Source organism: Shewanella sp. GJ50-10, from assembly GCF_055808815.1.
In genome coordinates this window covers 2,198,125-2,223,960 of record NZ_JBVVSS010000001.1, presented here as the reverse complement: position 1 = coordinate 2,223,960, position 25,836 = coordinate 2,198,125, and the positions used below count along the sequence as shown (strand labels likewise).

General features: G+C 39.9%; 22 protein-coding genes, 1 tRNA gene and 1 pseudogene. 16 read left to right on the top strand and 8 right to left on the bottom strand.

Annotated features, from left to right (window positions below):
• The first annotated feature begins 132 nt into the window (after positions 1-132).
• Positions 133-1,350, top strand: coding sequence for an RsmB/NOP family class I SAM-dependent RNA methyltransferase (locus tag AC0L4E_RS09315; protein ID WP_473678969.1), 1,218 nt, complete (start codon positions 133-135; stop codon positions 1,348-1,350).
• Between the two features lie 262 nt (positions 1,351-1,612).
• Positions 1,613-3,861: pseudogene (locus AC0L4E_RS09310) on the top strand (sensor domain-containing phosphodiesterase).
• 93 nt (positions 3,862-3,954) lie between these two features.
• On the opposite strand, the gene AC0L4E_RS09305 reads toward AC0L4E_RS09310, so the two are convergent.
• Together AC0L4E_RS09305 and ald are read right to left on the bottom strand one after the other, a co-directional pair.
• Complete coding sequence (locus AC0L4E_RS09305) at positions 3,955-4,374, bottom strand: secondary thiamine-phosphate synthase enzyme YjbQ (protein ID WP_473678968.1); 420 nt, start codon at positions 4,372-4,374, stop codon at positions 3,955-3,957.
• Positions 4,375-4,811: 437 nt separating this feature from the next.
• Positions 4,812-5,927 carry an alanine dehydrogenase gene (gene ald, locus AC0L4E_RS09300; RefSeq protein ID WP_285165071.1) on the bottom strand — a complete coding sequence of 372 codons (1,116 nt, stop codon included), beginning with the start codon at positions 5,925-5,927 and terminating at the stop codon, positions 4,812-4,814.
• 220 nt (positions 5,928-6,147) lie between these two features.
• Here ald and lrp point away from each other — a divergent pair, with 220 nt between their 5' ends.
• The 7 genes from lrp (at position 6,148) to AC0L4E_RS09265 (ending at position 14,288) form a co-directional block, all read left to right on the top strand.
• Positions 6,148-6,612, top strand: coding sequence for a leucine-responsive transcriptional regulator Lrp (gene lrp / locus AC0L4E_RS09295; RefSeq protein WP_394498421.1), 465 nt, complete (start codon positions 6,148-6,150; stop codon positions 6,610-6,612).
• Between the two features lie 253 nt (positions 6,613-6,865).
• Positions 6,866-9,748, top strand: coding sequence for a DNA translocase FtsK (locus tag AC0L4E_RS09290; protein ID WP_473678967.1), 2,883 nt, complete (start codon positions 6,866-6,868; stop codon positions 9,746-9,748).
• A gap of 38 nt (positions 9,749-9,786) precedes the next feature.
• A complete protein-coding gene (gene lolA, locus AC0L4E_RS09285) occupies positions 9,787-10,425 on the top strand; it encodes an outer membrane lipoprotein periplasmic chaperone LolA (protein ID WP_473678966.1) in 639 nt (212 codons plus the stop codon).
• 60 nt (positions 10,426-10,485) lie between these two features.
• Positions 10,486-11,763 carry a replication-associated recombination protein A gene (locus AC0L4E_RS09280; protein WP_473681582.1) on the top strand — a complete coding sequence of 426 codons (1,278 nt, stop codon included), beginning with the start codon at positions 10,486-10,488 and terminating at the stop codon, positions 11,761-11,763.
• A gap of 1 nt (position 11,764) precedes the next feature.
• The gene (gene crcB, locus AC0L4E_RS09275) at positions 11,765-12,142 is read left to right on the top strand and encodes a fluoride efflux transporter CrcB (RefSeq protein ID WP_220754285.1); all 378 of its coding nucleotides are present in this window, start codon (positions 11,765-11,767) and stop codon (positions 12,140-12,142) included.
• Positions 12,143-12,160: 18 nt separating this feature from the next.
• On the top strand, positions 12,161-13,447 hold the full coding sequence (gene serS, locus AC0L4E_RS09270; protein WP_473678965.1) for a serine--tRNA ligase: 1,287 nt from the start codon (positions 12,161-12,163) through the stop codon (positions 13,445-13,447).
• A 136-nt stretch (positions 13,448-13,583) separates the two neighbouring features.
• The gene (locus tag AC0L4E_RS09265) at positions 13,584-14,288 is read left to right on the top strand and encodes a hypothetical protein (protein WP_473678964.1); all 705 of its coding nucleotides are present in this window, start codon (positions 13,584-13,586) and stop codon (positions 14,286-14,288) included.
• Between the two features lie 124 nt (positions 14,289-14,412).
• Here the strand turns inward: AC0L4E_RS09265 and AC0L4E_RS09260 are convergent, their stop codons facing one another.
• The 6 genes from AC0L4E_RS09260 to punR all read right to left on the bottom strand — a co-directional run bounded on the left by AC0L4E_RS09260 (position 14,413) and on the right by punR (position 17,791).
• Positions 14,413-14,751 (bottom strand): TusE/DsrC/DsvC family sulfur relay protein, encoded by a 339-nt coding sequence (locus AC0L4E_RS09260; protein WP_473678963.1) that lies wholly within the window; start codon positions 14,749-14,751, stop codon positions 14,413-14,415.
• Complete coding sequence (tusB, locus tag AC0L4E_RS09255; protein ID WP_473678962.1) at positions 14,745-15,035, bottom strand: sulfurtransferase complex subunit TusB; 291 nt, start codon at positions 15,033-15,035, stop codon at positions 14,745-14,747. The genes AC0L4E_RS09260 and tusB overlap by 7 nt, the downstream gene beginning before the upstream one ends.
• A gap of 1 nt (position 15,036) precedes the next feature.
• Entirely contained in the window at positions 15,037-15,393 is a 357-nt protein-coding gene (gene tusC, locus AC0L4E_RS09250; protein WP_473678961.1) for a sulfurtransferase complex subunit TusC, read from the bottom strand.
• Positions 15,394-15,417: 24 nt separating this feature from the next.
• Complete coding sequence (gene tusD, locus AC0L4E_RS09245) at positions 15,418-15,807, bottom strand: sulfurtransferase complex subunit TusD (protein ID WP_473678960.1); 390 nt, start codon at positions 15,805-15,807, stop codon at positions 15,418-15,420.
• Positions 15,808-15,904: 97 nt separating this feature from the next.
• Positions 15,905-16,567 carry a Bax inhibitor-1 family protein gene (locus AC0L4E_RS09240; protein ID WP_153913230.1) on the bottom strand — a complete coding sequence of 221 codons (663 nt, stop codon included), beginning with the start codon at positions 16,565-16,567 and terminating at the stop codon, positions 15,905-15,907.
• Between the two features lie 321 nt (positions 16,568-16,888).
• On the bottom strand, positions 16,889-17,791 hold the full coding sequence (gene punR / locus AC0L4E_RS09235) for a DNA-binding transcriptional activator PunR (RefSeq protein WP_473678959.1): 903 nt from the start codon (positions 17,789-17,791) through the stop codon (positions 16,889-16,891).
• A gap of 127 nt (positions 17,792-17,918) precedes the next feature.
• On the opposite strand from punR, the gene punC reads away from it, so the two are divergent.
• The 7 genes from punC to AC0L4E_RS09200 all read left to right on the top strand — a co-directional run bounded on the left by punC (position 17,919) and on the right by AC0L4E_RS09200 (position 25,744).
• Positions 17,919-19,196: a purine nucleoside transporter PunC gene (gene punC, locus AC0L4E_RS09230; RefSeq protein ID WP_473678958.1), complete on the top strand. Its 1,278-nt coding sequence runs from the start codon at positions 17,919-17,921 to the stop codon at positions 19,194-19,196.
• Between the two features lie 81 nt (positions 19,197-19,277).
• Positions 19,278-19,368: transfer RNA gene (locus AC0L4E_RS09225), tRNA-Ser, on the top strand.
• Positions 19,369-20,502: 1,134 nt separating this feature from the next.
• Positions 20,503-21,177: a DUF2971 domain-containing protein gene (locus tag AC0L4E_RS09220; RefSeq protein WP_473678957.1), complete on the top strand. Its 675-nt coding sequence runs from the start codon at positions 20,503-20,505 to the stop codon at positions 21,175-21,177.
• Between the two features lie 112 nt (positions 21,178-21,289).
• On the top strand, positions 21,290-22,186 hold the full coding sequence (locus AC0L4E_RS09215; protein WP_473678956.1) for a gluzincin family metallopeptidase: 897 nt from the start codon (positions 21,290-21,292) through the stop codon (positions 22,184-22,186).
• 441 nt (positions 22,187-22,627) lie between these two features.
• Positions 22,628-23,095: a hypothetical protein gene (locus AC0L4E_RS09210; RefSeq protein ID WP_473678955.1), complete on the top strand. Its 468-nt coding sequence runs from the start codon at positions 22,628-22,630 to the stop codon at positions 23,093-23,095.
• Between the two features lie 99 nt (positions 23,096-23,194).
• Positions 23,195-23,536, top strand: a complete 342-nt coding sequence (locus AC0L4E_RS09205) for a cupin domain-containing protein (protein WP_473678954.1) — start codon at positions 23,195-23,197, stop codon at positions 23,534-23,536.
• 597 nt (positions 23,537-24,133) lie between these two features.
• On the top strand, positions 24,134-25,744 hold the full coding sequence (locus AC0L4E_RS09200; RefSeq protein ID WP_473678953.1) for a BCCT family transporter: 1,611 nt from the start codon (positions 24,134-24,136) through the stop codon (positions 25,742-25,744).
• Positions 25,745-25,836 lie beyond the last annotated feature (92 nt).

The following is a 25,836-nucleotide window of genomic DNA, read 5'->3' as shown; positions in this document are numbered from 1 at the left end:
TTTTTGTTTTTAGATAAATTGATCTCAATGCGTTAAATATCATAATCATTACTTGCGCTAAAGCGCGTTAGCTCCTATGATCCAAGCGCTTTTTCTGTATTAACTTCTTTTTCTTTACTCTGTGAGATCCCAATGCTGACTTTCCCACTTTCTGGCAGTTCTTCTGAACTGGTAATCGATGTGCTAACCATGGTGTTAACTGATGGTAAACCATTAGATAGAGCATACTCTCACAACTTTTCTGGCATGCAATACCCGCCGGCAGAGCTCGCCCGTATTACCACAGTTACCGGTGATATCCTTCGCCGTTTAAACCTTTACTGTTTTTTAGTAGACATGAAGTCAGACGATATTGAGCGCATGGGTTCAAAATTGATTAATGGTTGGCACTTATTCCATGAGCTTGAATTACCAAAAATGGAATATGCATTACAGGTAGACCCAGAAGATTTTGCAGTGCGCGTTGCACAAGCAAAAACACAGCCTGCTTTATGGGATGGCTGTCCTGAATGGTTAGATACATTGGGTGCAGAGCAATTAGGTGATAAATGGCCTGCAGAAAGAGCAGCCTTAGCAGCGGTTCCTAAGCGTTATATTCGTGCAAACTCACTTAAAGGCACGCGCGATGAATTAAAGCAGCGTTTAACCAAAGAATTAGTGGCAACGGTTGAAGTTGAAGGAGTCGATAGTGCTCTTGAAGTTCGTTCTGACTCTGCATTATTTAAAACTAGCGCTTTTAAAGAAGGTTTTTTTGAGCAACAAGATGCGGGCTCACAACTTGTAGCTGCCGCAGTAGGTGCGAAACCTGGTATGCGTGTAGTTGATGCTTGTGCTGGTGCTGGTGGTAAAACATTACACATTGCTGCACAAATGAAAGGTAAAGGTCGTTTATTGGCCATGGATGTTGAGCAATGGAAACTCGATAATCTAAAATCTCGCGCTCGAAGAGCAGGCGCGCATAACGTAGAAACTCGAATCATCGCTAGCAGTAAGACCATTAAGCGTTTGAAGTTAACCGCTGATCGCGTGTTATTGGATGTTCCTTGTTCTGGCTTAGGCGTACTTAAACGTAACCCTGATTCAAAGTGGCGCGACACTCCAGAGCGCTTACCTGTATTAATCGAATTACAAAAAGATATTTTACAAAGCTATAGCCGCATGGTTAAGGTGGGTGGCATGTTAGTCTATGCGACATGCTCTATCATGCCTGATGAAAACCGTAATCAAGTCGATGCTTTTATCGCTGCGAACCCTCATTTTAAACTCATTGATGATGAAGAGATTTTAGTTTCTGAACATGGTTTTGATGGTTTTTATCTTGCTCGCATGGAGCGAATTAGCGAAGTGTAAATTCATTTGTTTTAAAATAGAACAAGTCGTTTAAGCAGTATTGTTAGCAGACAATACTGCTTTTTCATTTTTAGCAGCATAAAAAATCAAAATAGTCTTTATAACTAGCTGAATGAAAGGTTAAAGCAGATAGTTAAGTAATACGTGTTAAATTGGTGTAACACTTTTATTGATTTCAGTTGCAAATGTGCATAATCTTCATAAAGACAGTTTGAGACATATTCCTGTCATAAACAGTGTTTGATTTGGTTTTAGGAGCTCTATGGATAGCGCGCAGTATATTAGTACTAATACTGAAAACTATGATGTGTTAACGCATAGGTCTTCTAGTATCGAGCGTTACAGTACCATTTTATCTATGGTTCTGGCAGGTTCTCCACTTCGCGAAATACTCCATTCATTAGTTCTTTCCATTGAAGCTCAAAAAATAGGTACCAAAGCATCAGTACTGTTAATCAGTAATGATAAAAAGCGCTTGCTTAACGGCGCTGCGCCAAGTTTACCTGAAGAATACAATCAAGCTATTCATGGGGTCGAAATCGGTCCTGAGGTTGGCTCTTGCGGCGCTGCTGCAGCAACAGGCAAACGAATAATCGTTGAAGATATTGAAACTCACCCCAATTGGGCAGCATTCAAAGAATTACCCCTTAAAGCTGGTTTAAAGGCTTGCTGGTCTGAACCTATTATCGATTCAAATGGTGAAGTACTCGGCACATTCGCCATGTATTACGATACCAAAAAATCACCATCTGATTTAGATTTGGAATTGATTCAAGAAGCCGCTAAATTAGGCAGTTTGTCGATAGAACGCAGCCAAGCTCTGCATTTGCAACGATTGACGAGCCGTATATTCAGTAAATTACCAATGGGTCTGGTTATCACCACAGATACTCACTCGTTGCTGCAAGTTAACCCTATGTTTAAAACCATCACTCGAGATTTTACTGCTGACAAAACGGTATTTGAGCCTGAGGTTTTTTTGGACAATCAGATCCCAAAGTTTTAGCCTCAATGCTTAAAAATTTGGGTAGGGGTAATACATGGCAAGGGGAACTAACAGGATATAAACGTAATGGTCAAACGTTCGATGCTGAAGTGACTGTGACCACTTTTAGAGACTACCACGGTGAACAGAATTGCTTTTCTTGGCTCATTACTGACATTAGCGAACATAAAGATGCTAATAAACTGATTCATTTTCAAGCCAATAATGACGCCTTAACCAGCCTTGCTAATCGACGATGCTTTTTAGATAAAATATATGATTATGTTTGGCAGTTAGAACGTACAAAGCAAACAGATATCGCATGTAGTGTTTTATTAATGGATATTGATAATTTTAAACTTATCAATGACAGTTTAGGCCACGAAAACGGTGATGCGTTACTTAAAAAAGTGGCTGACCGATTAACCTCTATCACGCCAAGAGACAGCTTGCTCGCTCGAATTGCAGGCGATGAGTTTGGGTTATTTATCCCTGGTAAAGTTTCCGACAATCAACTTATTTCATTAGCAAAACAAATTAATTCAGCCATTGCCGATGTAGTGGTTATCGAGCAACAACATATACACCCTTCAATGAGCATCGGGATCTCTCGCTATCCTGATGACTCCACCATTGTCGAGTCGTTAATTAATTTTGCTAGTCAAGCGATGTACGATGTTAAACTCAAAGGTCGAAATCACTATCAGTTCTTCAATGAAACGATGCAAAAAAATGCTGAGCGCACAGCTTACCTACAAATGGAATTAGGTAAAGCATTAAACAGTGAAGCATTTGACATGTATTTTCAGCCCATTGTGTCGGTAGATTCCACTAAAATTGAAAAAGCCGAAATATTACTACGTTGGCAATTAAACGGTGAATTCATTTCTCCTGAAGAATTTATACCTATTGCTGAGCAGTCGGGGTTAATAGTACCTATTGGTAAGTGGGTTAGGCAGCAAGCATTAGCAATTATTACTGAGCAATGGCAAAAAGGTTGTCCTATCTCTTTAGCGGTGAATGTTTCCACCTGTGAATTTTTAACTGATGAATTGCAAAAAGAGTTTATTTGCTTTTTTGAGGACTTTATTCGGAATCAGGCAATATCAGATTTCCCATTAGATTTACTAACTTTAGAAATTACCGAATCATTGATGATGAACCAGCACCAAAATATAGAATGCCTATTAAACCAATTACGCAGTTGGGGCATCAAAATTTCAGTGGATGATTTTGGAACTGGTTATTCATCTTTATCGTATTTAGCTAATTTCCCTGTTGATCAAATTAAGATTGATAAAGCCTTTATACAAAAAATCGAACAAGGTCCAAGGCATAAAGCATTAGTTGAAGCGATAGCAAGCATGAGTAACGCACTTGAACTAGCGGTTACAGCAGAAGGCGTGGAAACACAAACCCAATTAGATTTTGTCAAAAATAACCATGTTGATGCCATACAGGGCTACTTTTTTTACAAACCAATGCCACAAGATGCTTTCTTTGATTTATTAGATAAGCAAAAATAATTCAAAGACTAATTCCAGAGTCTAATTCCAGAAGCTAATTTCAAAAGCTAACTCCAGACCAATAGTCAGATTAAACTATTTTACTCATTTAAATCATTCGCCTTGAATCGTCACTAGTACTTTTCGGCTTCCACCGTGATTACGATGCTCACCTAAATAAATCCCTTGCCACATTCCTACCGCTAATTGCCCATGATTGATGGGAATTGAAAGCTCACAACCTAGTAAACTGGACTTTAAATGTGCTGGCATATCATCGCTTCCTTCATAGGTGTGCACGTAGTAAGGCTCATTTTCTGCAGCCGTGCGATTGAAGTAAGACTCAAAATCTTGTCGAACACTTGGATCGGCATTTTCATTAATAGTGATTGAAGCAGAAGTGTGTTGTAAAAACACATGCATCAATCCCACAGAGAAATTAGATAATTCAGGCATTTGCTGCAAAATTTCATCGGTAATTAGATGAAAACCTCGAGGCTTGGCTTTTAATTGGATCTGTTTTTGTAACCACATTTCAAAATCACTTTTTTGTGCAGAATTATGGCTAAATTGTAGAGATATTTACTCTTTACGCCAACAGTGCAAAACACTGGTTTAAAAAAAATCAGCAGGATATAACACTATTGAATGATTTTACTGCCTATTTGAGTTCAAAATTTTACTTGTTTTAGTCAGAAGCCTTGCCGTTAAAGGGCTGTATAAAACCTTATAATTAATATGTTTATTTTTCATGGATTTTGTTTAGTCAGTTATTCTGACTAATTATCGATGTGGTTTACCTGTACAGTTCGGCAGACGAGTGTAAGCTGGACGTAAAACGAACGATTGATACAAATTGTTTCATTTGGTTTGTATTTATTTTGACATAATTTGCTGGTTTTTTGGGCATAAAAAACCGCTCATAGAGCGGCTTTATGTAAATTACTGCAACAATTAAGGCATTTTAGCTATTAACCAAGCATGATTTTTGGTTCAGTGAACTCAAGCTCTAATGCTTCTGCTACTTCTTTACATACCAATTTACCATGGATAACGTTTAAGCCATTCAGTAGGTGTTGGTCAGCAAGTAATGCCTTCTTATAGCCTAAGTTAGCAAGCTTTAAGATGTAAGGGAGGGTAGCATTGTTAAGTGCGAACGTTGATGTACGTGCGACAGCACCTGGCATGTTAGCTACACAGTAGTGAACAACTTCATCGACAATGTAAGTTGGTTCTTGGTGAGTGGTTGCATAAGATGTTTCTACACAGCCGCCTTGGTCAATAGCAACGTCAACGATGGCACTGCCAGGCTTCATGCGCGAAATCATGTCACGAGTAACAAGTTTAGGCGCAGCAGCACCAGGAACCAGTACGCCACCAATCACTAAATCTGCATCAATAACATGACGTTCAATGGCATCTGCAGTTGAATAAATAGCTTTAACAGAAGAACCAAACTGTACGTTTAGACGACGTAATGCATCGATGCTACGATCAAGTACAACTACGTCTGCGCCCATACCTACAGCCATTTGCGCTGCATTAGTACCTACCATGCCGCCGCCAATTATTACGACCTTAGCAGGCTCAACACCCGGTACGCCACCAAGCAACATACCACGGCCACCTAATGACTTTTCAAGAGCGCGAGCGCCTGCTTGAATTGACATGCGACCAGCAACTTCTGACATAGGTGCAAGTAATGGAAGGCCACCGCGATCGTCGGTAACAGTTTCGTATGCGATACACACTGACTTACTTTTAATTAGGTCTTCAGTTTGCGGCATATCCGGTGCTAAATGCAGGTAAGTGAATAGAATTTGATCTTCACGAAGCATAGCGCGCTCAACGGCTTGAGGCTCTTTTACTTTAACAATCATGTCTGATTGTGCGAAAACTTCTGCGGCAGTTTCTAGAATAGAAGCACCAGCGTCAATATAATCTTGATTGGTAAAGCCGATGCCTGTACCAGCATCAGATTGAACGAATACATCATGGCCTTTAATCGTTAATTCGCGAACGCTTGAAGGAACCATACCTACACGGTACTCGTGGTTTTTGATTTCAGTAGGGATACCAATAATCATTTTGTGCCTCTATTTGATCAGTTGTCGTTGTTGACAATTCAATTGTTATTATAATCGCTCGCCTGAACGTGCTTATTTCAGGGAAGTCTAGTATAGTGCCCAAGACGCAGTTTATGCTGCTAAACTTTACACATTAAAAGATGAATATGTTGTTTTTGTGCTAAAGCAAGGTTAATAATATGGCAAATAATAAAAAAATTCTGTAAAAGATTTAGATCGGATTGACCGTAATATCCTCAATGAACTTCAAGTTGATGGTCGCATATCAAACGTGGAGTTATCGAAAAGAGTAGGGCTTAGTCCTACTCCTTGTTTAGAGCGAGTTAAGCGTCTCGAGAAACAAGGTTACATTAATGGCTACACTGCATTAGTTAACCCTCATTATCTTGGTGCATCTTTACTTGTATTTGTGGAAATCACGTTAACACGCGATACGCCTGATATTTTTGAGCGCTTCAACAAAGCCGTTCAGTTGCTGGATGATATTCAAGAATGTCATTTGGTCTCTGGTGACTTTGATTATTTATTGAAGACTCGAGTATCTGATATGTCGGCATATCGTCGTTTATTAGGTGAGACACTACTTAAGTTGCCATCAGTTTCTGATACTCGTACTTATGTGGTCATGGAAGAAGTCAAACAAACTAATAAAGTCGCATTAAATTTATTAGCGGATAGCTACTAAACTTTCTGACCATCAAAAATAAAGGGCATCGCCCTTTATTTTTTTATCTAAAATCAGTAAACCTTCAAAAAACACCTCCTTTTTGATGCAAAAACAATCAAATTTATCTTACTCAATTAAATTTTGGTTAAGCATCCATCTATCTGAAAACATTAGGTTGAGCTAGACTTATTCACGTTGCATAATCGCTGCAACATCAGTGATATTCTGTTATTGTTATCATTCTTTTTAATTCTTATTCGGGTGTTTTCGTTTGTCTCAGGGAAATAGTCTTCAAACACTTAGTGGCCTTCAACGTCTTCTCGAAGGTGGATTGATCATTTGTTGCATGACAGCAACTTACATTCTTCTTGCACTTAGCAGCTTTGATCCTAGTGATCCGGGCTGGAGTCAGTCACATTTCCAAGGTGAAATTAATAACCTTACTGGTGCAGTAGGGGCATGGACTGCTGATGTCCTGTTTTATTTTTTCGGTTTTATTGCTTACCTGATCCCTATCATTATTGCAGCCACAGGCTGGTTTATTTTTAAACGCACTCACAAATTATTTGAAATTGATTACTTCTCAGTGGGGCTAAGAATTATTGGCTTCATGTTAATGGTATTGGCATTAGCTGCACTTGCGAGCATGAATGCCGACGATATGTATGTGTTTTCAGCAGGTGGTGTTGCTGGTGACGTGATTGGTCAGGCTATGCTGCCTTACTTCAATAATCTAGGTACTACCCTACTTTTATTGTGTTTTATCGGCGCAGGATTCACTTTAACAACTGGAATTAGTTGGCTAACAGTCATTGAAGCGACTGGCTACGGCACTATTTGGTTGTTCAAAAAATTGATTAGTCTTCCAAGTTACTTGAACGGTTCAAATGAAACAGAAGATACCCGTGGATTTATGTCTGTGGTCGATAAGTTCAAACAAAGACGCGATAAGTCAGATGAATATGAAGCTATCGATGGCGAAGTAACGGAAACCACTGATACTCAATCTACAGAAAGAACTGATACTCAATCAACAGAAAGAACCTACGGCGGTAAGTTAGAACCGCAATTTGAAACTCATTCAGATGCAGTATCCGAATCAGAAGCTGATGATGACGAATATGAAGCTGAGCCAGTTAAGCAATCTGTCTTTGCGAGAATGAAATCCAAAATTATTCCAAGTCGAGATAATACCCCTGACGACTATCAAGATGATGAAGCTGATAATCAAAATCAAGTAGCGCCAGTCAATGGCCAGGGTAGAGTAGAGCCGCAAGTTAGTATTAATAATGAAAATGATGACTCGGCAGAACCTTGGGTGGCAACAGGCGATGCGCCAGCTGTTGATTTAACTCATACTAATCAAACTGCTCATGCTACCGAAGCCAATAATGATCAAGCTATAGAGTTCGGTGATGAGTTTGAGCGCACAACCTCTATTGGTGCGACTGTGATGGCTGCAGCGGTTAAAAACCAGCAAAGCAGTGAACAACACAATTCGGATGACAGTGCTAACGCAGCAAGTGTCGTAGCAAATAATGCAACAAATAACCCAGTTGCATCCCCAGCGCCTACTGACAAGCCTTATATTGCCGAAGGTGTGGTAATTATTCCTGGTCAAGAGCCACAAGTTGTTATGAGTCAGCCACGGGTTGCCATGCCACCTTTACCAAGCATTACACTGCTTGATGTACCTGATCGTAAAGAAAATCCAATTACTAAAGATGAGCTTGATATAGTTGCTCGCTTAGTTGAAACCAAATTAGCCGACTTTAATATTGTGGCTAATGTGGTTGGTGTATTCCCAGGCCCGGTCGTTACGCGTTTCGAGCTTGAGTTAGCACCAGGGGTGAAAGCATCGAAGATTACTAACCTTTCAAAAGATTTAGCCCGCTCATTATTAGCAGAAAGTGTCCGTGTGGTTGAAGTCATCCCTGGTAAGGCTTATGTGGGTTTAGAGTTACCTAATAAGTTTCGTGAAACCGTGTTCATGCGCGATGTTCTCGACAGTAAAACCTTTGAAGAAAGCCAATCAAACCTATCTATGGTGTTGGGTGAAGATATCGCAGGTGATCCTGTAGTGGTTGATTTAGGCAAAATGCCACATTTATTGGTTGCTGGTACTACAGGTTCGGGTAAATCTGTTGGTGTGAACGTGATGATCACCAGTATTTTGTATAAGTCTGGCCCTGAAGATGTCCGCTTCATCATGATTGACCCGAAAATGCTTGAACTGTCGGTATATGAAGGGATCCCGCATTTATTATGTGAAGTTGTCACCGATATGAAAGAAGCCGCCAATGCACTGCGTTGGTGTGTGGGTGAAATGGAACGTCGTTATAAATTAATGTCCGCATTAGGTGTACGTAATCTTAAAGGTTACAACACGAAAATAAAGTTAGCGAAAGAAGCGGGTACGCCAATTGTTGACCCGCTTTGGAAGTCATCAGAAAGCATGGATGAGCAAGCGCCAGAACTTGATAAGTTGCCTTCAATTGTTGTCGTCGTTGATGAATTTGCTGACATGATTATGATTGTGGGTAAAAAGGTTGAAGAGTTAATTGCTCGTATTGCGCAAAAAGCTCGTGCGGCTGGTATTCATTTAATCTTAGCGACACAACGTCCATCAGTTGATGTTATTACTGGTTTGATTAAAGCGAACGTGCCAACGCGTATTGCATTCCAAGTTTCATCTCGTATCGATTCTCGTACTATTCTAGATCAACAAGGTGCAGAAACCTTACTGGGTATGGGTGACATGCTTTATTTGCCGCCAGGTACAAGCGTTCCAATACGTGTTCATGGCGCTTTCATTGACGATCATGAAGTACATAAAGTGGTTGCTGATTGGCACGCACGTGGTAAACCACAATATGTTGAAGAAATCCTAAATGGCGTTAGTGATGGGGAGCAAGTACTGCTTCCTGGTGAAACCGCTGAAACCGATGACGATACCGATCAACTCTATGATGAAGCTGTAGCCTTTGTAACCGAAACCCGTAGAGGGTCGATTTCGAGTGTTCAACGTAAATTCAAAATTGGTTATAACCGCGCAGCACGGATCATTGAAATGATGGAATCACAGGGCATTGTGAGTAGCCAAGGCCATAATGGTAATCGAGAAGTATTAGCGCCACCGCCACCGCGCGGTTAGTTATCTAATTACGCTATTTGAATGCAGTAGGAAAGAATATGAAAAAATGTATGGGTTTATTATCAGTTATCGCCGTGATGTTTACTTCATCTGTTCAGGCTGATGACTCGGGTGTACTGCGAGAAAAACTGGAAACTCTGGCTTCATTAAAAGCAGATTTTAGCCAAACCGTTACAGATATTAATGACAAGGTCATTCAGTCTGGTGAAGGCGTATTTGCTTTAGCTTACCCAAACAAATTTTACTGGCACTTAACTCAGCCAGATGAATCACTTATCGTTGCAGATGGTAAAGATTTATGGATTTTTAATCCGTTTGCTGAAGAAGTCACCGTCATGGATTTTGCTGATGCAGTTGAAGCGTCGCCGATTGCATTATTAGTGCATCGTGATGAAAAAACATGGGCTCAATACCATGTTAGCCAAGTACAACCAGAATCAGGTAAAGCTTGCTACATGATCAAACCTAAATCATTAGAAAGCAGTGTTGTTACAGTTAATGTTTGCTTTGATGACACACAACTTACTGACTTTAACTTGCTCGATGAGCAAGGTAATCACAGCCAGTTTGTTTTAAGCAATCAAACAACTGTGGCTGAAGGTGAACAGTCATTATTTGAATTTGTTGTGCCAGCCAATGTTGATATCGACGATCAACGTGCCAATGCAGCTCAGTAGGTAATTGTGGCTAATTTAGGTTTTGATTTTGCGCCCGACTTTCGTCCTTTAGCCGCTAGAATGCGACCGAGGGAGATAAGTGAATACGTGGGGCAAAGTCATTTGCTTGGTGAAGGCCAACCGTTAAGGCAAGCATTAGAAGCTAATCGCGCTCATTCAATGCTGCTTTGGGGACCTCCTGGTACTGGCAAAACGACTCTCGCTGAATTAGTGGCTCATTACGCCAATGCTCATGTTGAACGCATCTCAGCTGTCACGTCCGGTGTAAAAGAAATCCGTGCTGCCATTGAGCAAGCAAAAGCTGTTGCTCAAAGCCGAGGCCAACGCACCTTATTGTTTGTCGACGAAGTCCATCGTTTTAATAAAAGCCAGCAAGATGCTTTTTTGCCGTTTATCGAAGATGGTACGGTGATTTTTGTTGGTGCTACCACTGAAAACCCATCGTTTGAGCTTAACAATGCATTATTGTCTCGGGCAAGAGTGTATTTGATTAACCGCCTCGACGCTGATGATATTGCTAACATTATCAATCAAGCATTAACTGACACAGAGCGCGGTTTTGGCAAGCGTAATTTTGTTATGCCAGATGATGTGATGCAGCAACTAGCCGCCACCTCTGATGGTGATGCACGTAAAGCGCTTAACTTATTAGAACTAATGAGTGACTTAGTCAGTGATAATGACAGTTTTACCCAAGAAATGCTCACTCAGGTCGCCGGCCATCAAATGGCAGCATATGATAAAAATGGCGATCAATTTTACGATTTAATTTCAGCTGTACATAAATCTGTGCGTGGTTCATCACCTGATGCCGCGCTGTATTGGTATTGCCGTATTTTAGAAGGCGGTGGCGATCCGCTATATGTCGCGAGACGATTACTGGCAATAGCTTCTGAAGACATCGGCAATGCTGACCCTACAGCAATGAATATTGCACTAAATGCATGGGACTGTTTCCATCGGGTTGGCCCAGCAGAAGGTGAGCGCGCTATAGCACAAGCCATTGTTTATTTAGCCAGTGCGCCCAAAAGTAATGCGGTATACACTGCATTTAAAGCTGCAAGAGTACTCGCCAGAGAAACAGGCCACGAGTCAGTGCCCGATCATTTACGTAATGCACCCACTCAATTAATGAAAAACATGGGACTGGGCGCTGAATACCGTTACGCCCATGATGAACCCGGCGCTTTTGCGCCTGGTGAAAATTACTTCCCAGAATCACTGCAACAAAGTCAGTTTTACTATCCAACAGAGCGCGGATTTGAAAAACGGATTAAGGATAAATTATCCCATTTAGCTGAACTCGATAGATCAAGTGAGGTAAAACGCTATGATTAGCATGACCAATATCATGTTTGTGGCACTTGGTGGCTCAATTGGTGCTGTTTTTCGCTATGTTATTTCAATTTTAATGCTTCAGCTATTTGGAAGCAGTTTCCCTTTTGGTACACTGTTGGTCAATATATTGGGATCTTTCTTGATGGGCGTTGTTTATGCCATCGGTCTTGAAACAAGTCACCTAAGTCCTGAAATTAAAGCCATGGTTGGCGTTGGGTTATTAGGCGCTTTAACGACTTTTTCGACTTTTTCCAATGAAACATTATTGCTGATGCAAGAAGGACTTTTTGTAAAAGCAATTCTCAACGTGTTGTTGAATGTCATCCTATGTATTTTCATGGTGTATGTCGGCCAGCAGCTAGTATTTTCTCGCATTTAACTATTAAGAATATAAAACATGTTAGATCCAAAATTTTTGCGTAACGAACTTGAAGTCACAGCTGAGCTGTTAGCTAGACGTGGCTTTATCCTTGATGTTAGCCGTCTTACCGCTTTAGAAGAAAAGCGTAAGTCGCTACAAGTGGAAACAGAAGAATTACAAGCGTCCCGTAATGCAATCTCTAAATCCATCGGTCAAGCTAAGTCTCGTGGTGAAGATGTTAGTGAAATCATGGCAAAAGTAGGGGACTTAGGTTCTCAACTAGATGCGAAGAAAACTGAACTGGCTGATTTGTTAGCTGAGTTAAACGGTATTGCCATGAGCATGCCAAACTTACCTGACGATGCAGTACCTGCAGGCGCTGATGAAAACGATAATGTTGAAGTTCGCACTTGGGGCGAGCCAACAAAATTTGATTTTGAAGTTAAAGATCATTTGGATCTTGGCGAAGGCTTAGACGGATTAGACTTCAAAAGCGCAGTAAAAATTACTGGTTCACGTTTCATCGTAATGAAAGGCCAAATTGCTCGCTTAACCCGTGCTGTTGGTCAATATATGCTAGATCTTCATACAGAAGAGCATGGTTACACTGAAATGTACGTGCCTTTGTTAGTGAACGAAGAAAGCTTATTAGGTACTGGTCAATTACCAAAGTTTGGTGAAGATTTATTCCACACCAAACCAGCAACTGAAGAAGGTCAAGGTCTAAGCCTTATTCCTACTGCAGAAGTGCCATTAACCAATATGGTTCGTGACACGATAGTTGAAGAAGCAAATTTACCACTTAAAATGACGGCATTAACCTCTTGTTTCCGTAGTGAAGCAGGTTCATACGGTCGTGATACTCGTGGTCTAATTCGTCAGCATCAGTTTGATAAAGTTGAACTTGTTCAAATCGTTAAGCCTGAAGATTCAATGGCAGCACTTGAAGAATTAACGGGTCATGCTGAAAAAGTATTACAAGGTTTAGGCCTTCCTTACCGTACAATGATCTTATGTACTGGCGATATGGGCTTTGGCGCATCTAAAACCTATGACTTAGAAGTATGGTTACCAGCGCAAAATACCTACCGTGAAATTTCTTCTTGTTCAAACATGAAGGATTTCCAAGCGCGCCGTATGCAAGCTCGCTACCGTGGTGTGAATGACAAAAAGCCAACGCTTTTACACACACTAAACGGTTCTGGTCTAGCAGTCGGTCGTACAGTGGTGGCGATTTTAGAAAACTACCAAAATGCTGACGGTTCAGTTACGGTTCCTGAAGCGCTACGTCCTTATATGCGTGGTCTTGAAAAAATTGGCTAATGCTTATTAACTGTTAAATTTTTTAGCTTAAAAAACCAAACTTCGTGTTTGGTTTTTTTATGCTTTAACTTCACTGTTATAATCGCTCATACAGCTTGAACTGGCTCACTTCACAGATGATAAAAGTTTTAAAAACATGCTAGAAATTGAATACGATATCGATGAATTAACCACCTTGATGTATGTCAAAGAAGAACATCATTTTTGTTTTGAAAATAAACACTGGATTACTGCCGTCGAGCTGAACATAGGTGACAAAATTTTAGCCCGCAGTGGCGCTGTGGCGTCAATTATAGCTGTAACAAAAGTCGATATACGTCATCCCGATGCATTATTAGTGAGCAAGCTTAAAGATGTGAAATTAAGCCATAACCATCATTTCTTTGTAACCAAAAATCCAAATTCGGCATTAGATGTGAGTTGTGAACAAGCACCTAACGATCCCCTTGAGTTGATCCCTTACGAGCTTGCCAATAAACCCTCTTACTTACCCAGTGGTGAGCCAACAGGTCATCATAGTGGTCCTTGGGTCGCTGCTGGTTACATCAATGAGTTAGGTGAACAAATTGTAGGATGGGGGCGAGCAGATGATGAAAAGTGCGCCGAAGATGCCGCCATTATTGATTTAAAATCTAAAGTTGAAGACGCTGCTAAGCTTAACCAAACTAACGTGACAATTTCCCATGCTTACATTAGAAAGTATTCTAAAAGAGGGCGTTTAATTAACAAGATGAGCCCTTGCACTCACTGCCGCGATAATTATGGCAATGCACTAAATGATAAAACAGTTGGTGACAGTAACTTGGTTAAAACGGGGCGAGATTTTCTAAAAACTAAATAGTGTGAAGAAATTAGCACTTGCTAGTAAACAAAAGCAGTTAACAATTTAAATGCATTCATCTAATTATGGAGCGAGTGACTTGTTCAAAGCAACTAGCTTAAGTTCACTGCTCCGAGTAACTAGATTAAATGCATTTTGCCGGCTTTGGTAATCCCGCAATTTTAGTCGCTTGTTTGGCAGGTCCAACAGGGAAGAGGGTGTAAAGGTATTTTGAGTTACCTTTATCGGCACCTAAAGACTGTCCGATCGCTTTAACTAATACTCTGATCGCTGGGCTAGTTTTGTACTCTAAATAAAAATCACGTACAAAGTTAATCACTTCCCAGTGTTGTTCTGTAAGCTCAATTTCTTCGGTTGCAGCAAGTACTGGTGCCATGTCTGGTTGCCAGTCAGTGTAATTTTTTAAATAGCCTTTTGCATCAACTTCAATTTGTTGGCCATTAAATTTGATTGAATCTACCAAGTGATCACCTTCGTGTGTTGCAATGTTGCCAGTACAAACTGGTCATAATCTATGATTGAAATATTAGCTGATTGAGGTAAGCGATGACTTAATCCTCTTGCTTCAATATCTTCAATGAGTACATATAACTTGTAGTTAGTTAAACGCTGTTGCCATTGAGTGTTCAGTAAGCAATTCAGCGCGTCGTCAGCTAGCAATATGCTGTCTTGGTCATCAATGTAACGTAAACAACAATTCAGTGCGTTATCGGTCGTGGCAGAGCTTTGGATATGGTGCAGTATCATATTAATAAACCACCACTTCGTTAGCTTGTTGGATCAAGGTTCGTATCTGATGAGTTGATGCCATTTCTGCTTCAAAATTAAAATCATTAGCACTTATGCCAAATTGTTTAGCTGATTGTTGGCACACTAAAACAGTTTCAATATCGTATAAACTTAATGCTTTGAAGGTCGAAAGGTAATCTTTACTGCCAACAAGTTCTGGTTGTTGCTCTGCTAATAAATGCATTACCGCTTCATCGGTAAACACAATAGAGACTTCTTGTTCAAAGCTTGCACTTAGCATTGCAAAGTCTAAGCCTTCACGGCTTGATGCATTGCCAATAGGACTGTGCCTAAATATGACGCAGATTTTTTTCATATAGTTAAACCCTTTAGCATCATATTAAAAGCACACTAATCGATCAGACTGTTCAATGGTAGTAACCAATTCACCTAATCCACCCATCTCAAACTGCTCACTGGCATTTGATGAGTCTTTACGGTTTTCTTTTGCATCTTGCTCTGACAGCACGCCACGTCTTAATGCAGCCGAAACACAGTTAACCAGCTTGAGCTCATGTTCAGCGGCAAGTTTGGTCCACGCAAGATGTAAGTCATGCTCGTCAGACGCAGGGGATATCAGCTTACTGCTATTAGTTACGCCATCTTGATAAAAGAAAACACTAGTCACTTGATGACCGAGGGATAATACGCTTTCGGTAAAGCGAAGGGCTCTAAAACTCGCGGTTGAGCCATAGACTGTGCCATTAACTTGGATAATAAATTTATTCATAACAATAAAAAATGGCTCCTGTAAGGGAGCCATTTTAGCGTAGATAGCTGTTTAATCACAAGGTCATAACCTGATGATTAATGCAGATACTCACAGATTAATCATCGTTACCCATGCCTAACAAGTGAAGTAGGGCCATGAATAAGTTAATGAAGTTTAAGAATAATGAAATCGTAGCGCGGATGTAGTTAGTTTCGCCACCGTTTACGATACGGCTTGTATCATAAAGGATTAAACCAACCATGATCATTGCAACAGCAGCTTGAAGCGCCATAAACATTGCACCGCTATTAACGAAGAACATGTTAATAAGTGAAAGGCCGATAACAACTAATAAGCCAGCAAATAAGAAGCCACCCATGAAGTTAAAATCTTTCTTTGTGGTGATTGCATATGCTGAAAGCGAAATAAAGATAACAGAAGTTAAACCAAACGCTTGCATGATTAGCTCTGGGCCATTTGCCATACCGACATAATGGTTAAGGATGTAACCTAGTGATGCGCCTTGCATACCAGTGAAAGCGAAAATCCATGCTAAACCAGATGCATTATCTGCTTTTTTCAACGTTACCATCATCACTACGATACTACCTAAAGATAGACCAATAGACATGAAAGGACCGATATTCATCGCCATTGCAACACCTGCCATTACAGCAGCGAATGCTAATGTCATCGACAATAACATGTATGTGTTTTTAATGAGTTTATTGGTTTCCATCGTCGTGGCTTGCTGGCCAGACAAAGTTTGTTGATTCATAACAGTCTCCAAGACGTTAAAGGGCATGTTCCTTAATGAAAAAGCACTGGAACATAGTGATAAATTACTAATTACTTAAGTTGATGATACCCCAGCTTTACTACAGCTTAAAGTTATCTTCACAAACGAATTGATTTAGCTCCAAAAATTGTAGGTTTTTGTCGGTATATCAACCCGCTTTATTAATTTTATTAATATCAAAGTCCATTGTTAAAAAACTAGCTTAACTGAACATTAAATATTGAATTCACTCATGGCTGTTAAATTCCATTGAGATTTCGTCATAAACTTAATATGAGGGCTAAAGCCGCTATTTCAAGTTTAGGCTAACCATTCACTGTGTAGTTTTTCAGTGTCACCTAGGTATTCAAGTACCCACTCAAGCGCTGGCGACATCTTTTCTTGGTTCCACGCCAAACAGCACGGGCTTGCATTTTTAGGGTTTTCTAAGGTTTTAGAGATAAGCGAACCAGATTGAATAAATGGTTTAGCCAGATTCAGTGGCATATAGCCAATACCTGAGCCGTCTCGGAAACAATTAATTGCTCTGATCCAATCGGGTACCACTAAGCGTCTTTGATTATCCAGCAGCCAAGTTGTACGTTTCGGGATTTCGCGAGATGTATCTTCAAGACAAATAGAAGGGTACTGACGCAACTCATCATCGGTGAGAGGTCGGTCTATTTCTGCCAGCGGGTGATTTTTACTAACTAAAAAAGCCCATTCAATATCGCGCATGTCTTTATATTGGAATACGCCACCAACAGGAATGGCTGTTGTTGCGCCAATAGCAATGTCGCTTCGACCTGTAGCTAATGCTTCCCACACACCATTAAACACTTCAATTCTGATGATTAACTCGACATCGCTAAAATGGCGGTAAAAATCGGCAATTAATACGCTGATGCGATCGGCACGGACAATATTGTCTAACGCTATCGATAAGGTAGGTTGCCAACCATTGGCAACACGTTGAGTGCTGCGCTTTAAGTCGTTCATTTCTGCAAGTAGTTCACGGGCATGTTGCACAAAATGTTTACCCGGTTCAGTTAAGCTAACACTTCGGTGATGCCTTTCAAACAAAATGACACCAAGTTCATCTTCTATTTGTTTAACGGCGTAACTGACGGCTGATGGAACTTTGTGCAATTGATTGGCTGCTGCGGTGAAACTACCTACACGAGCGACAATATCAATCATTTCCAATGCTTGTTCTGAAAGCATAGAGGGCTATCCTTTGCTGTGAAAAATTATGAATGCAGTCATCAAAAGTAAACGTTTCACAATCATTTTGCAAGTCATTAGACTGCACGCTGATTTCTAACAGTCCCAATTTGGAATACATTTTCACATGAACAATGCATCATCAATCACATCTAATTCTAAGCCTGCAAACTTGCAGTACTTTATTTTATTAGGTTACCTAGCGTTATTAAGCATGCTGGGCTTTATTGCCACAGATATGTACTTGCCCGCTTTTCAAAATATCGCTGACTCATTTTCAACAAGTTTGAATAATGTGGCATTTTCTTTAACGACATTCTTAGCAGGTCTTGCGTTAGGTCAATTGCTATATGGACCGTTAGTTGAAAAGGTAGGCAAACAAAAAGCATTGATTATTGGCCTTAGTCTATTTGCAGCGGCCAGTGGTGCGATTGTGATGAGCGAATCAATCTTGATGCTTAATATTGCACGTTTTTTCCAAGCATTAGGTGCATGTAGTGCAGGCGTTATTTGGCAAGCTATTGTTGTTGAGAAGTATGATGCTGAAAAAGCACAGAAGATATTTTCAAACATTATGCCGCTTGTGGCATTATCACCAGCGGTAGCACCGTTAATTGGCGCATCAATTGTGAGTAACTTTGGCTGGCGCGCAGTATTTATCACTTTAGTGATTGTCGCTTTATTACTGATTGTTCTAACTAAGTGGTTAGTCGCTGGAGAAAGCAAACAAGCTGAAGTGCAAGAGAGCATTAGTTATAAAAGCATATTAAAGAATACTCGCTACTTAGGTAACGTAGTCATCTTTGGTGCATGTTCTGCAGCGTTTTTCAGCTACTTAACAGTATGGCCAAGTGTGATGATTAAATATGGTTATGAAGCACAGGCAATTGGCTTAAGCTTTATTCCACAAACCATCATGTTTATCGTGGGTGGTTACATGAGCAAAATGCTCGTTAAAAATTGTGGCGGCGCTAAAGCACTTAACTACTTACTAGGCTTATTCTTCGTTTGTGTTGCAGCAATTGCATTAGTAACGTTAATCATTCCTGCGGAAACTATTTTTCCATTGCTTATTGTTTTCTCTGTTCTAGCGGCTGCTAATGGCGCGATTTATCCAATTGTCGTGAATAATGCTCTGCAACAGTTCAGCAAAAATGCGACCAAGGCCGCTGGCCTACAGAACTTTATTCAAATCGGCATGGCGTTTGGTGCGTCTAGTATTGTAGCTATGTTAGCCCAGTACGCAGAAATGACTATTGGTTTAGGCATTGTATTAAGTGCAATTGGTGTGTTTATTGGTTACCGTTTATCGAAGCATGATAGCTGGGATTCAGTTAAACAGGGTTTTGTTAAACCTGATCCTGCGCGAATAGCACTCCATGCTGATAAAAATTCAACAGATTGATGCTAAGTCAGGCAATCGATGAGCTTTTATTAGTTTAGTGCTTTACATAAAACGCTGAGGACATTATTATTCTCGGCGTTCGGAGAGATGGCAGAGTGGTCGAATGCACCGGTCTTGAAAACCGGCATGGGTTTGTAGCCCATCTAGGGTTCAAATCCCTATCTCTCCGCCATATTTATCGAAAGAGCCCGTTATTGAAAAATAACGGGCTTTTTTGTGTCTGAATTTTGAGTTCTTAATACAAATAGTTTGTAGCGTCTCAATGTAGGGTTAAACTCCTATCTCTCCGCCATATTAAGAAAAGCCCGCTATTTTATAGCGGGCTTTTTGCTTTGTGTATTCTGGAATATTGGCAATTAGTTTGTAGCGTAATCTATTTAGGTTACATAACTCGTTTCTGCCCCAAAGCTTGTTAGCCATTTTAGCAAGTCAAAGTCGTGGCGCTTCGCCCACACCAGACGAAAGGGAAACAACAGCATTTCCCTTTTCGATATCCCTTGCCGCTCCGACGAAGCGTTCTTCCTTATGCTACAGAACTAATTTACTACCGCCTCAGATTCGCCATCCCTGGCTCAATCTGAGACTATGTCGGCGTCCTGCCTCCATCACGTAAATTAGCTCAACGCATTCGGACACTTCTAACGGAGACTATTGAGCCCGCAAGTTTATTTTTAACTACAATTATTTCCTGAAATTATTCGTAGGTTTGAATGCTCAATTTGATTTGAGGTAAGTAAGCAAATAGCGCGTGTTTAGCCATGGCCTTTCTCGCACTTCCGTGTGCTTCAAGGCATTTAGTGCATCCTGCACTTAAGATTCTAGCTTTCGAGGGGAAGTGACGCTCCATCGTAAGCGTTAGTGATTTTTTGTAGCTTGTCGAAGTTGGTTACAAATAAAATATCTAGCTCATTTCTACCCAATTACCTGTTTGAAATTAAACTTCGTCGTATTTATTAAACTGCCTTCTAATAACAAATGACTAACTCAAAGAAGCATTAGCTGATTTATATACAGTTATAATGAGAATTTGTAGCTAAATGAATGAATACAATTAATACGTAAACTAAAGTTGTATGTATTAACTAATGCTGTTTACTCTAATATATTGATAAATGTGTTTTAAATAAATCCCATTTTTTGCAGCTACTTTTATCAGGCAAGCGGGTTTTATTTTAAGACATTAATAACTAATTAGTATTTACATCAATAAGATAGAAATTGTAGGGTTATATTAATCAATAACTTAAGCGGCAGACTTTAATCGGTGAGCCGTTCAATAAGCTGTTAGCTATCACAAGGAATCACGGTGAAACTTTTCCACTTTCTTTCTGAAGAATATGCGTTGAAAGCATTAAAAGACCAAAGGTTAAAGGTTTCTCGTTTCTCTGATTTCAACGACCCATTTGAACTGACTTCTATGACATTGGATGACAAGTTTAATAGGACTGTGATAAATGAAAACAAGAAAAAGATTGATAACTTATTTCGAGTTCTTTGTTGCAGCGCTAGTTGGAATAGCCCTCTATTATGGGGGCATTATGGCGATAAACATAAAGGCGTTGCGCTTGAGTTAGAAGTACCTAACAAAGCGGCTGAAGCTATTCGCTATCGAAAAAGTAGAGAAAATGTAGATTTAGAAAAGTTGTTTTCGCAAAAGGATAATGAGGCTAAACGTAAGTTCTTTGAATTATGCACTACAAAGTACATTGAATGGAGCTATGAAGACGAATATCGGGTTCATTTGATGGATGATGAGTTTTATCACGATAGCGGTCATGACTTTTTCGACCTTGAGGGGCAGATAGCAATTAAAGGGATAATTATTGGCGCAATGAATAAAACTTTAACTAAATCTAATATTCAACAAGCGTTGCCTTTGGGGCATGAAATTTCAGTTACTACTTCAAGTGTGGCATTTAAGTCTTTTAATATTGTTCAGAAAAAAGACAAACCTACCTATTTGGTAAAAGGTGAAAGCTAACAAGTTACTTAAAAGGACGCAAAGCGCTTGGCTTGTTCTCCTTCGTCGCTAATTTTAGCCAAGCATTTTGCGCTCATTAGTTAGGCGTTAAGCATCACGAATAGAGAACTCGATGAGTATTAAGCCAAACTGGAATGAAATTGCGCTAAGAATTGGTGAAGATTTAAGCCATGATGAGCTGCAATCAAAGTGGGCCATGGAATGTCATAAATGGTTAGAATCAGTAGCATCAGAATTTGGCGATGGTTACAGGGTTGAAGAGTCTATAAACTTTTCAATTATGTCAGATGAAAGCGACAGATATATCAAAGTATTCTCTAGTTTTTTGGAAAGAACATTAAAGAGGATTTTGACATCATTAAATGGCATAGCCTCCGATGAAGGGTTTGGAAAGCATGTCGCGATGATTTTTCAAGATATCGAACAGTATTACGAGTATGTAGAAGTTTTCCTGCCCGATGAAGGTGAGTTTGGCTTAAGTTCGGGTATGTATATTAATGACGGCTATGGGCATTTCGTATTTCCTTCTCAGGATATAGATATTGCAGAGCCAATTGCTGTTCATGAACTAACCCATGCTTGTTTGGCTCATCTACCAATCCCTACTTGGTTAAATGAAGGTTTAGCGGTTGTTATGGAAGATGTATTGACGGGGAATCATCTTTACTTAAATAAAGAAATTGTAGCGAAGCATGAAAAATATTGGAATCGAGAGACTATTCAGGAGTTTTGGAGTGGTGATAGTTTCCTCTCCACTGATGAAGGTCAAGCACTTAGCTATAACCTCGCACATATATTAGTTCGGAATATGTCGAAAGATTTTGAAGCATTTAAAGATTTTGTTAACAAAGCTTCTTTTGAGGACGGTGGAGAAAAATCTTGTATCGAGAATCTAGGTTTCTCCCTACAAAACTTTGTAGAAACATTTTTAGGTACAGGCAACTGGGCTCCTGCAAAAGAGCTTAACAAGTCAAAGTACGCAGACGGTGTAAACATTGCTGGTGTTTGAGGCGTTTATTTGCCTATGCCTTTCTGCCGTTTCAGCAAATGGAGACGAGTAAATTAAGATGGAATATATAAAGAAACACTTCTGGCTCTTTGGCCTTTTTTCAGGTTTAGTTGTATCTCTATCTGTAACTTTAGTCATTGTAATTTGGGAGGTACTAGAGAACCCTGGCGGTATATTTCGTGGGAGTAATGGAATAAATTGGAACTTTGTTTACGACACTGCAGAGAGCTGGTTTGTTCCTACTTTCATTTATGTTGCACTTATAGCTTCTGCCGCTCATCTGTTCATGACTCTTGTCAATTGGCTACGACAGGTTTGGAACAAAAGCCAAACTTAACAAGCTATTCAAGCGGTATAAATAACAGTTGGCTGTTTCGTTTCACAGTATAACCCTCAATGATATTCCGCTTACTGCGGTGTTACATGTATTAAGGTTCTGCAATGTATTCCAAAATGTGTGTAGTGATATTTGTTTGCTTTTCTGTCATTGGTTGTTCCAGTCGAGAGGTCCAGATCCTTGATGTCAATGGTAAAGAGATTGGCGAGTGTTCCGCTGGTTATTACCTACATTTTTATGGTTTAGAAGATTCTATAGACTATATGCTTTATCAATGTGCTAAAGATTATATTGATAAAGGCTATAAGATTTCCGGTGTTTTACCTTTAGATCGTGATTACACACTTCCTGAACCTCCGAAAGGAAAAGCGTGGAATAAGAAAATCGCTATGCGGCATTTTAAAGATTCTAAAATAACGGAACGAGAGTTGGGGTATATTCTTGCCGCCACTGAATATGAATACCACCTAAAAAAGCTTGATGCAGAGAAGCGCTTGGCTGACGGAACTATTGACGAAACTGAATTTAATCAAATAATTCAAAAGGCTGAATTTATTTGGCGTGGTGAATAATTGAGATAATAAGTCGATTAAGAGGTACAAAACAGGGCCTATTTTCGCAACTTAACATTCTAGCCCTTTTAATAGGGCATTATATTTCAAGGAGCACTTTTGGCAGTTACTAACAATAGATTAGCCGAGCATTACACTTGGGGAAATCAGTGTGATGGTTGGCATCTGGTAAAATCTAAAAACCTAAGTGTAATCCAAGAAAGAGTGCCTTCTGGTTGTTCTGAATCACGTCATTTCCACACCAAAGCAGAGCAATTCTTTTTTATCTTATCTGGTATTGCGACAATGGAACTTGAGGGGGAAATATTCAAAGTCAAACCAAGTGAGGGGATTTATATCCCAGCGGGTTCAAAGCATAAATTAAGCAACCTGCACGAAATGGATTTAGTGTTTACAGTAACATCTACACCACCAAGCCATGGTGATCGAATTGAAATTTAACAATAAATTCAACAAGGATAAAAAGCAGTTGGCTTTGCTGCTGCGCAGCTTATTATAACTAAAATATTACTTGCCTCTTAACGAGGTGGTAAATTGATTCGGAAATTACAGTGGAAATAAGCAGGGAAAAAATAAGTAGAGTCTTAATAAACTTTTTTGTTCACTTTACTCCCAAATGCCAATAATCGTTTTCAATTCCTGAGTTCTAACGCATCTATGTTCAAAAATGAGATCTAGCATTTAGCCCCAAGTAACTTGGTTTTCATATCGTAAATTCCATGTCACTTTCAATATAACAGAATTATACAATCAACTTTGTTACTGGATTCCTTATGCTTGTACTCAGTATTACTGGGAAGTTGCATTTTTAAAGAGGGTTGATTTGTTAATCTGCATTTCTTGTTGTGAAATGGGGCAACATCAAAGAATGCGCTCGTTATTATGGTAGAATCTCAAGCTTGGGATTTGCTTATAGCCTTGATTTTCCTTATTAAGGAGGTATCACAAGCGTTGTAGTGATACAGCTAGCTAATCAAACATTAAGCAAAATGGAGTGGTCTTTATATTCGGTAAACGGATATACGAACATCATAATTTATGAGTTTTAAATCAGACAAATACAGTATTGAATCTACAGATTATCAAATTGGACAAGATAACGTTAATAAATTGGGCATGGATGTCCACAACACCGTTTTTACCGCCTCAGTCGGCTTTTCTCTTCTCTTCATCGTCACTTTATTAATACTCTCACCAGCAGATGCCAAAGCTGCTATCGACTCAGTTAAAGGTGCCGTGCTTTCCAATTTTGACTTCCTGTTTATGTGGGGAGCAAATTTAATGTTGCTTTTTGCAATCGTTATTGCGTTTTCGCCTTTGGGTAAAATTCGTTTAGGCGGTGATAAAGCAGAGGCTGATTATTCCATGGTGTCATGGATAGCCATGCTATTTGCCGCAGGAATGGGGATTGGATTAATTTTTTGGGGCGTGGCAGAACCGACTGCCTTCTTTACAAACTGGTTTGGTACGCCATTGGGTGTTGATCCATATACCGCTGAAGGCCGTGAAGTATCCTTAGGGGCAACCGCTTTTCATTGGGGATTCCATGCGTGGGCAATTTATGGCATGACTGCGCTTTGTCTCGCTTATTTTGTTTATAACAAAGGGCTGCCTTTATCAATGCGCTCGGTGTTTTATCCATTACTAGGGGATAGGGTCTGGGGTAAAACAGGCGACGTTATTGATGTACTCACTGTATTGGTCACCTTATTTGGTTTGGCAACATCTCTTGGATTAGGCGGCACGCAAGCTGCCAGTGGCATCAGCCATGTGTTTGGCTTTGATAATAATATTTTCCTGCAGCAGAGTATTATTGCTCTCATCATGGGCTTAGCCATTTTCTCTGTTCTGCGTGGTATGAATGGGGGCATTAAGTTTTTAAGTAACCTGAATATGATTATCGCCTTTATATTCATCGCGTTTATTGCCGTACTTAATTTCACCACGGTACTTGATTCATTAGCCACTGCAGTTATTGGTTATGTAAAAAATATCATTCCGTTAAGTCAATCTGCTGGTCGTGAAGATACGACATGGTTACATGGTTGGACGGTATTCTATTGGGCTTGGTGGGTGGCATATGCGCCATTTTTTGGCATGTTTGTGGCTCGTATTTCTAAAGGCCGTACCATACGCCAGTTCCTGTTATGCGTATTAATCATTCCTACACTTGTTACAACCGCATGGATGTCGATTTTTGGTGGTGTCGCAATTCAACAGGTTATTGATAAGGTAGGGCAACTGGGGATCGATCAAGGTATAACAGACGTTTCGTTAAGTTTGTTCTATATGCTGGAGGCTTATCCGCTTGGTAATATTTTATCTCTCATTGCGATCGCACTGATTATTGTATTCTTTGTAACCACCTTGGATTCAGGTTCTATCGTTATTGACGGTATGACCGCAGGCGGTAAGCTACAAGTTCCAGATCGTCAAAAGGTTGTTTGGGTTGTTATCTCAGGCGCAATCGCTATGGTAATGCTATGGATTGGCGGAACACAGTCAATTCAAGCCTTACAGTCGATAACGATTATTGCCGCGTTGCCTTTTACTATTATTTTGCTTGTAGGCTGCTTTAGTTTGATAAGAGGTTTACTAACTGAAGTAGAACAAAAAGGTAGATTAGATAAAGCCGATGAAGTCGCTTAGACCAGTTATGAAAATTTGATTTAATTAATAAAGTATAGAAGAGCTTAAAGTTCTTTCTCTACGACATGATAAAAAGGCCGTTACTTCAATGT

Bases quoted from the DNA above. Each gene is read 5' to 3' on its own strand.
- crcB (WP_220754285.1), top strand. From the start codon at position 11,765: ATGACCAATATCATGTTTGTGGCACTTGGTGGCTCAATTGGTGCTGTT.
- AC0L4E_RS09315 (WP_473678969.1), top strand. From the start codon at position 133: ATGCTGACTTTCCCACTTTCTGGCAGTTCTTCTGAACTGGTAATCGAT.
- AC0L4E_RS09200 (WP_473678953.1), top strand. From the start codon at position 24,134: ATGAGTTTTAAATCAGACAAATACAGTATTGAATCTACAGATTATCAA.
- serS (WP_473678965.1), top strand. From the start codon at position 12,161: ATGTTAGATCCAAAATTTTTGCGTAACGAACTTGAAGTCACAGCTGAG.
- punC (WP_473678958.1), top strand. From the start codon at position 17,919: ATGAACAATGCATCATCAATCACATCTAATTCTAAGCCTGCAAACTTG.
- AC0L4E_RS09240 (WP_153913230.1), bottom strand. From the start codon at position 16,567: ATGAATCAACAAACTTTGTCTGGCCAGCAAGCCACGACGATGGAAACC.
- tusC (WP_473678961.1), bottom strand. From the start codon at position 15,393: ATGAAAAAAATCTGCGTCATATTTAGGCACAGTCCTATTGGCAATGCA.
- AC0L4E_RS09280 (WP_473681582.1), top strand. From the start codon at position 10,486: ATGCGACCGAGGGAGATAAGTGAATACGTGGGGCAAAGTCATTTGCTT.
- tusD (WP_473678960.1), bottom strand. From the start codon at position 15,807: ATGAATAAATTTATTATCCAAGTTAATGGCACAGTCTATGGCTCAACC.
- AC0L4E_RS09305 (WP_473678968.1), bottom strand. From the start codon at position 4,374: ATGTGGTTACAAAAACAGATCCAATTAAAAGCCAAGCCTCGAGGTTTT.
- punR (WP_473678959.1), bottom strand. From the start codon at position 17,791: ATGCTTTCAGAACAAGCATTGGAAATGATTGATATTGTCGCTCGTGTA.
- AC0L4E_RS09210 (WP_473678955.1), top strand. From the start codon at position 22,628: ATGTATTCCAAAATGTGTGTAGTGATATTTGTTTGCTTTTCTGTCATT.
- tusB (WP_473678962.1), bottom strand. From the start codon at position 15,035: ATGATACTGCACCATATCCAAAGCTCTGCCACGACCGATAACGCACTG.
- AC0L4E_RS09265 (WP_473678964.1), top strand. From the start codon at position 13,584: ATGCTAGAAATTGAATACGATATCGATGAATTAACCACCTTGATGTAT.
- ald (WP_285165071.1), bottom strand. From the start codon at position 5,927: ATGATTATTGGTATCCCTACTGAAATCAAAAACCACGAGTACCGTGTA.
- AC0L4E_RS09215 (WP_473678956.1), top strand. From the start codon at position 21,290: ATGAGTATTAAGCCAAACTGGAATGAAATTGCGCTAAGAATTGGTGAA.
- lolA (WP_473678966.1), top strand. From the start codon at position 9,787: ATGAAAAAATGTATGGGTTTATTATCAGTTATCGCCGTGATGTTTACT.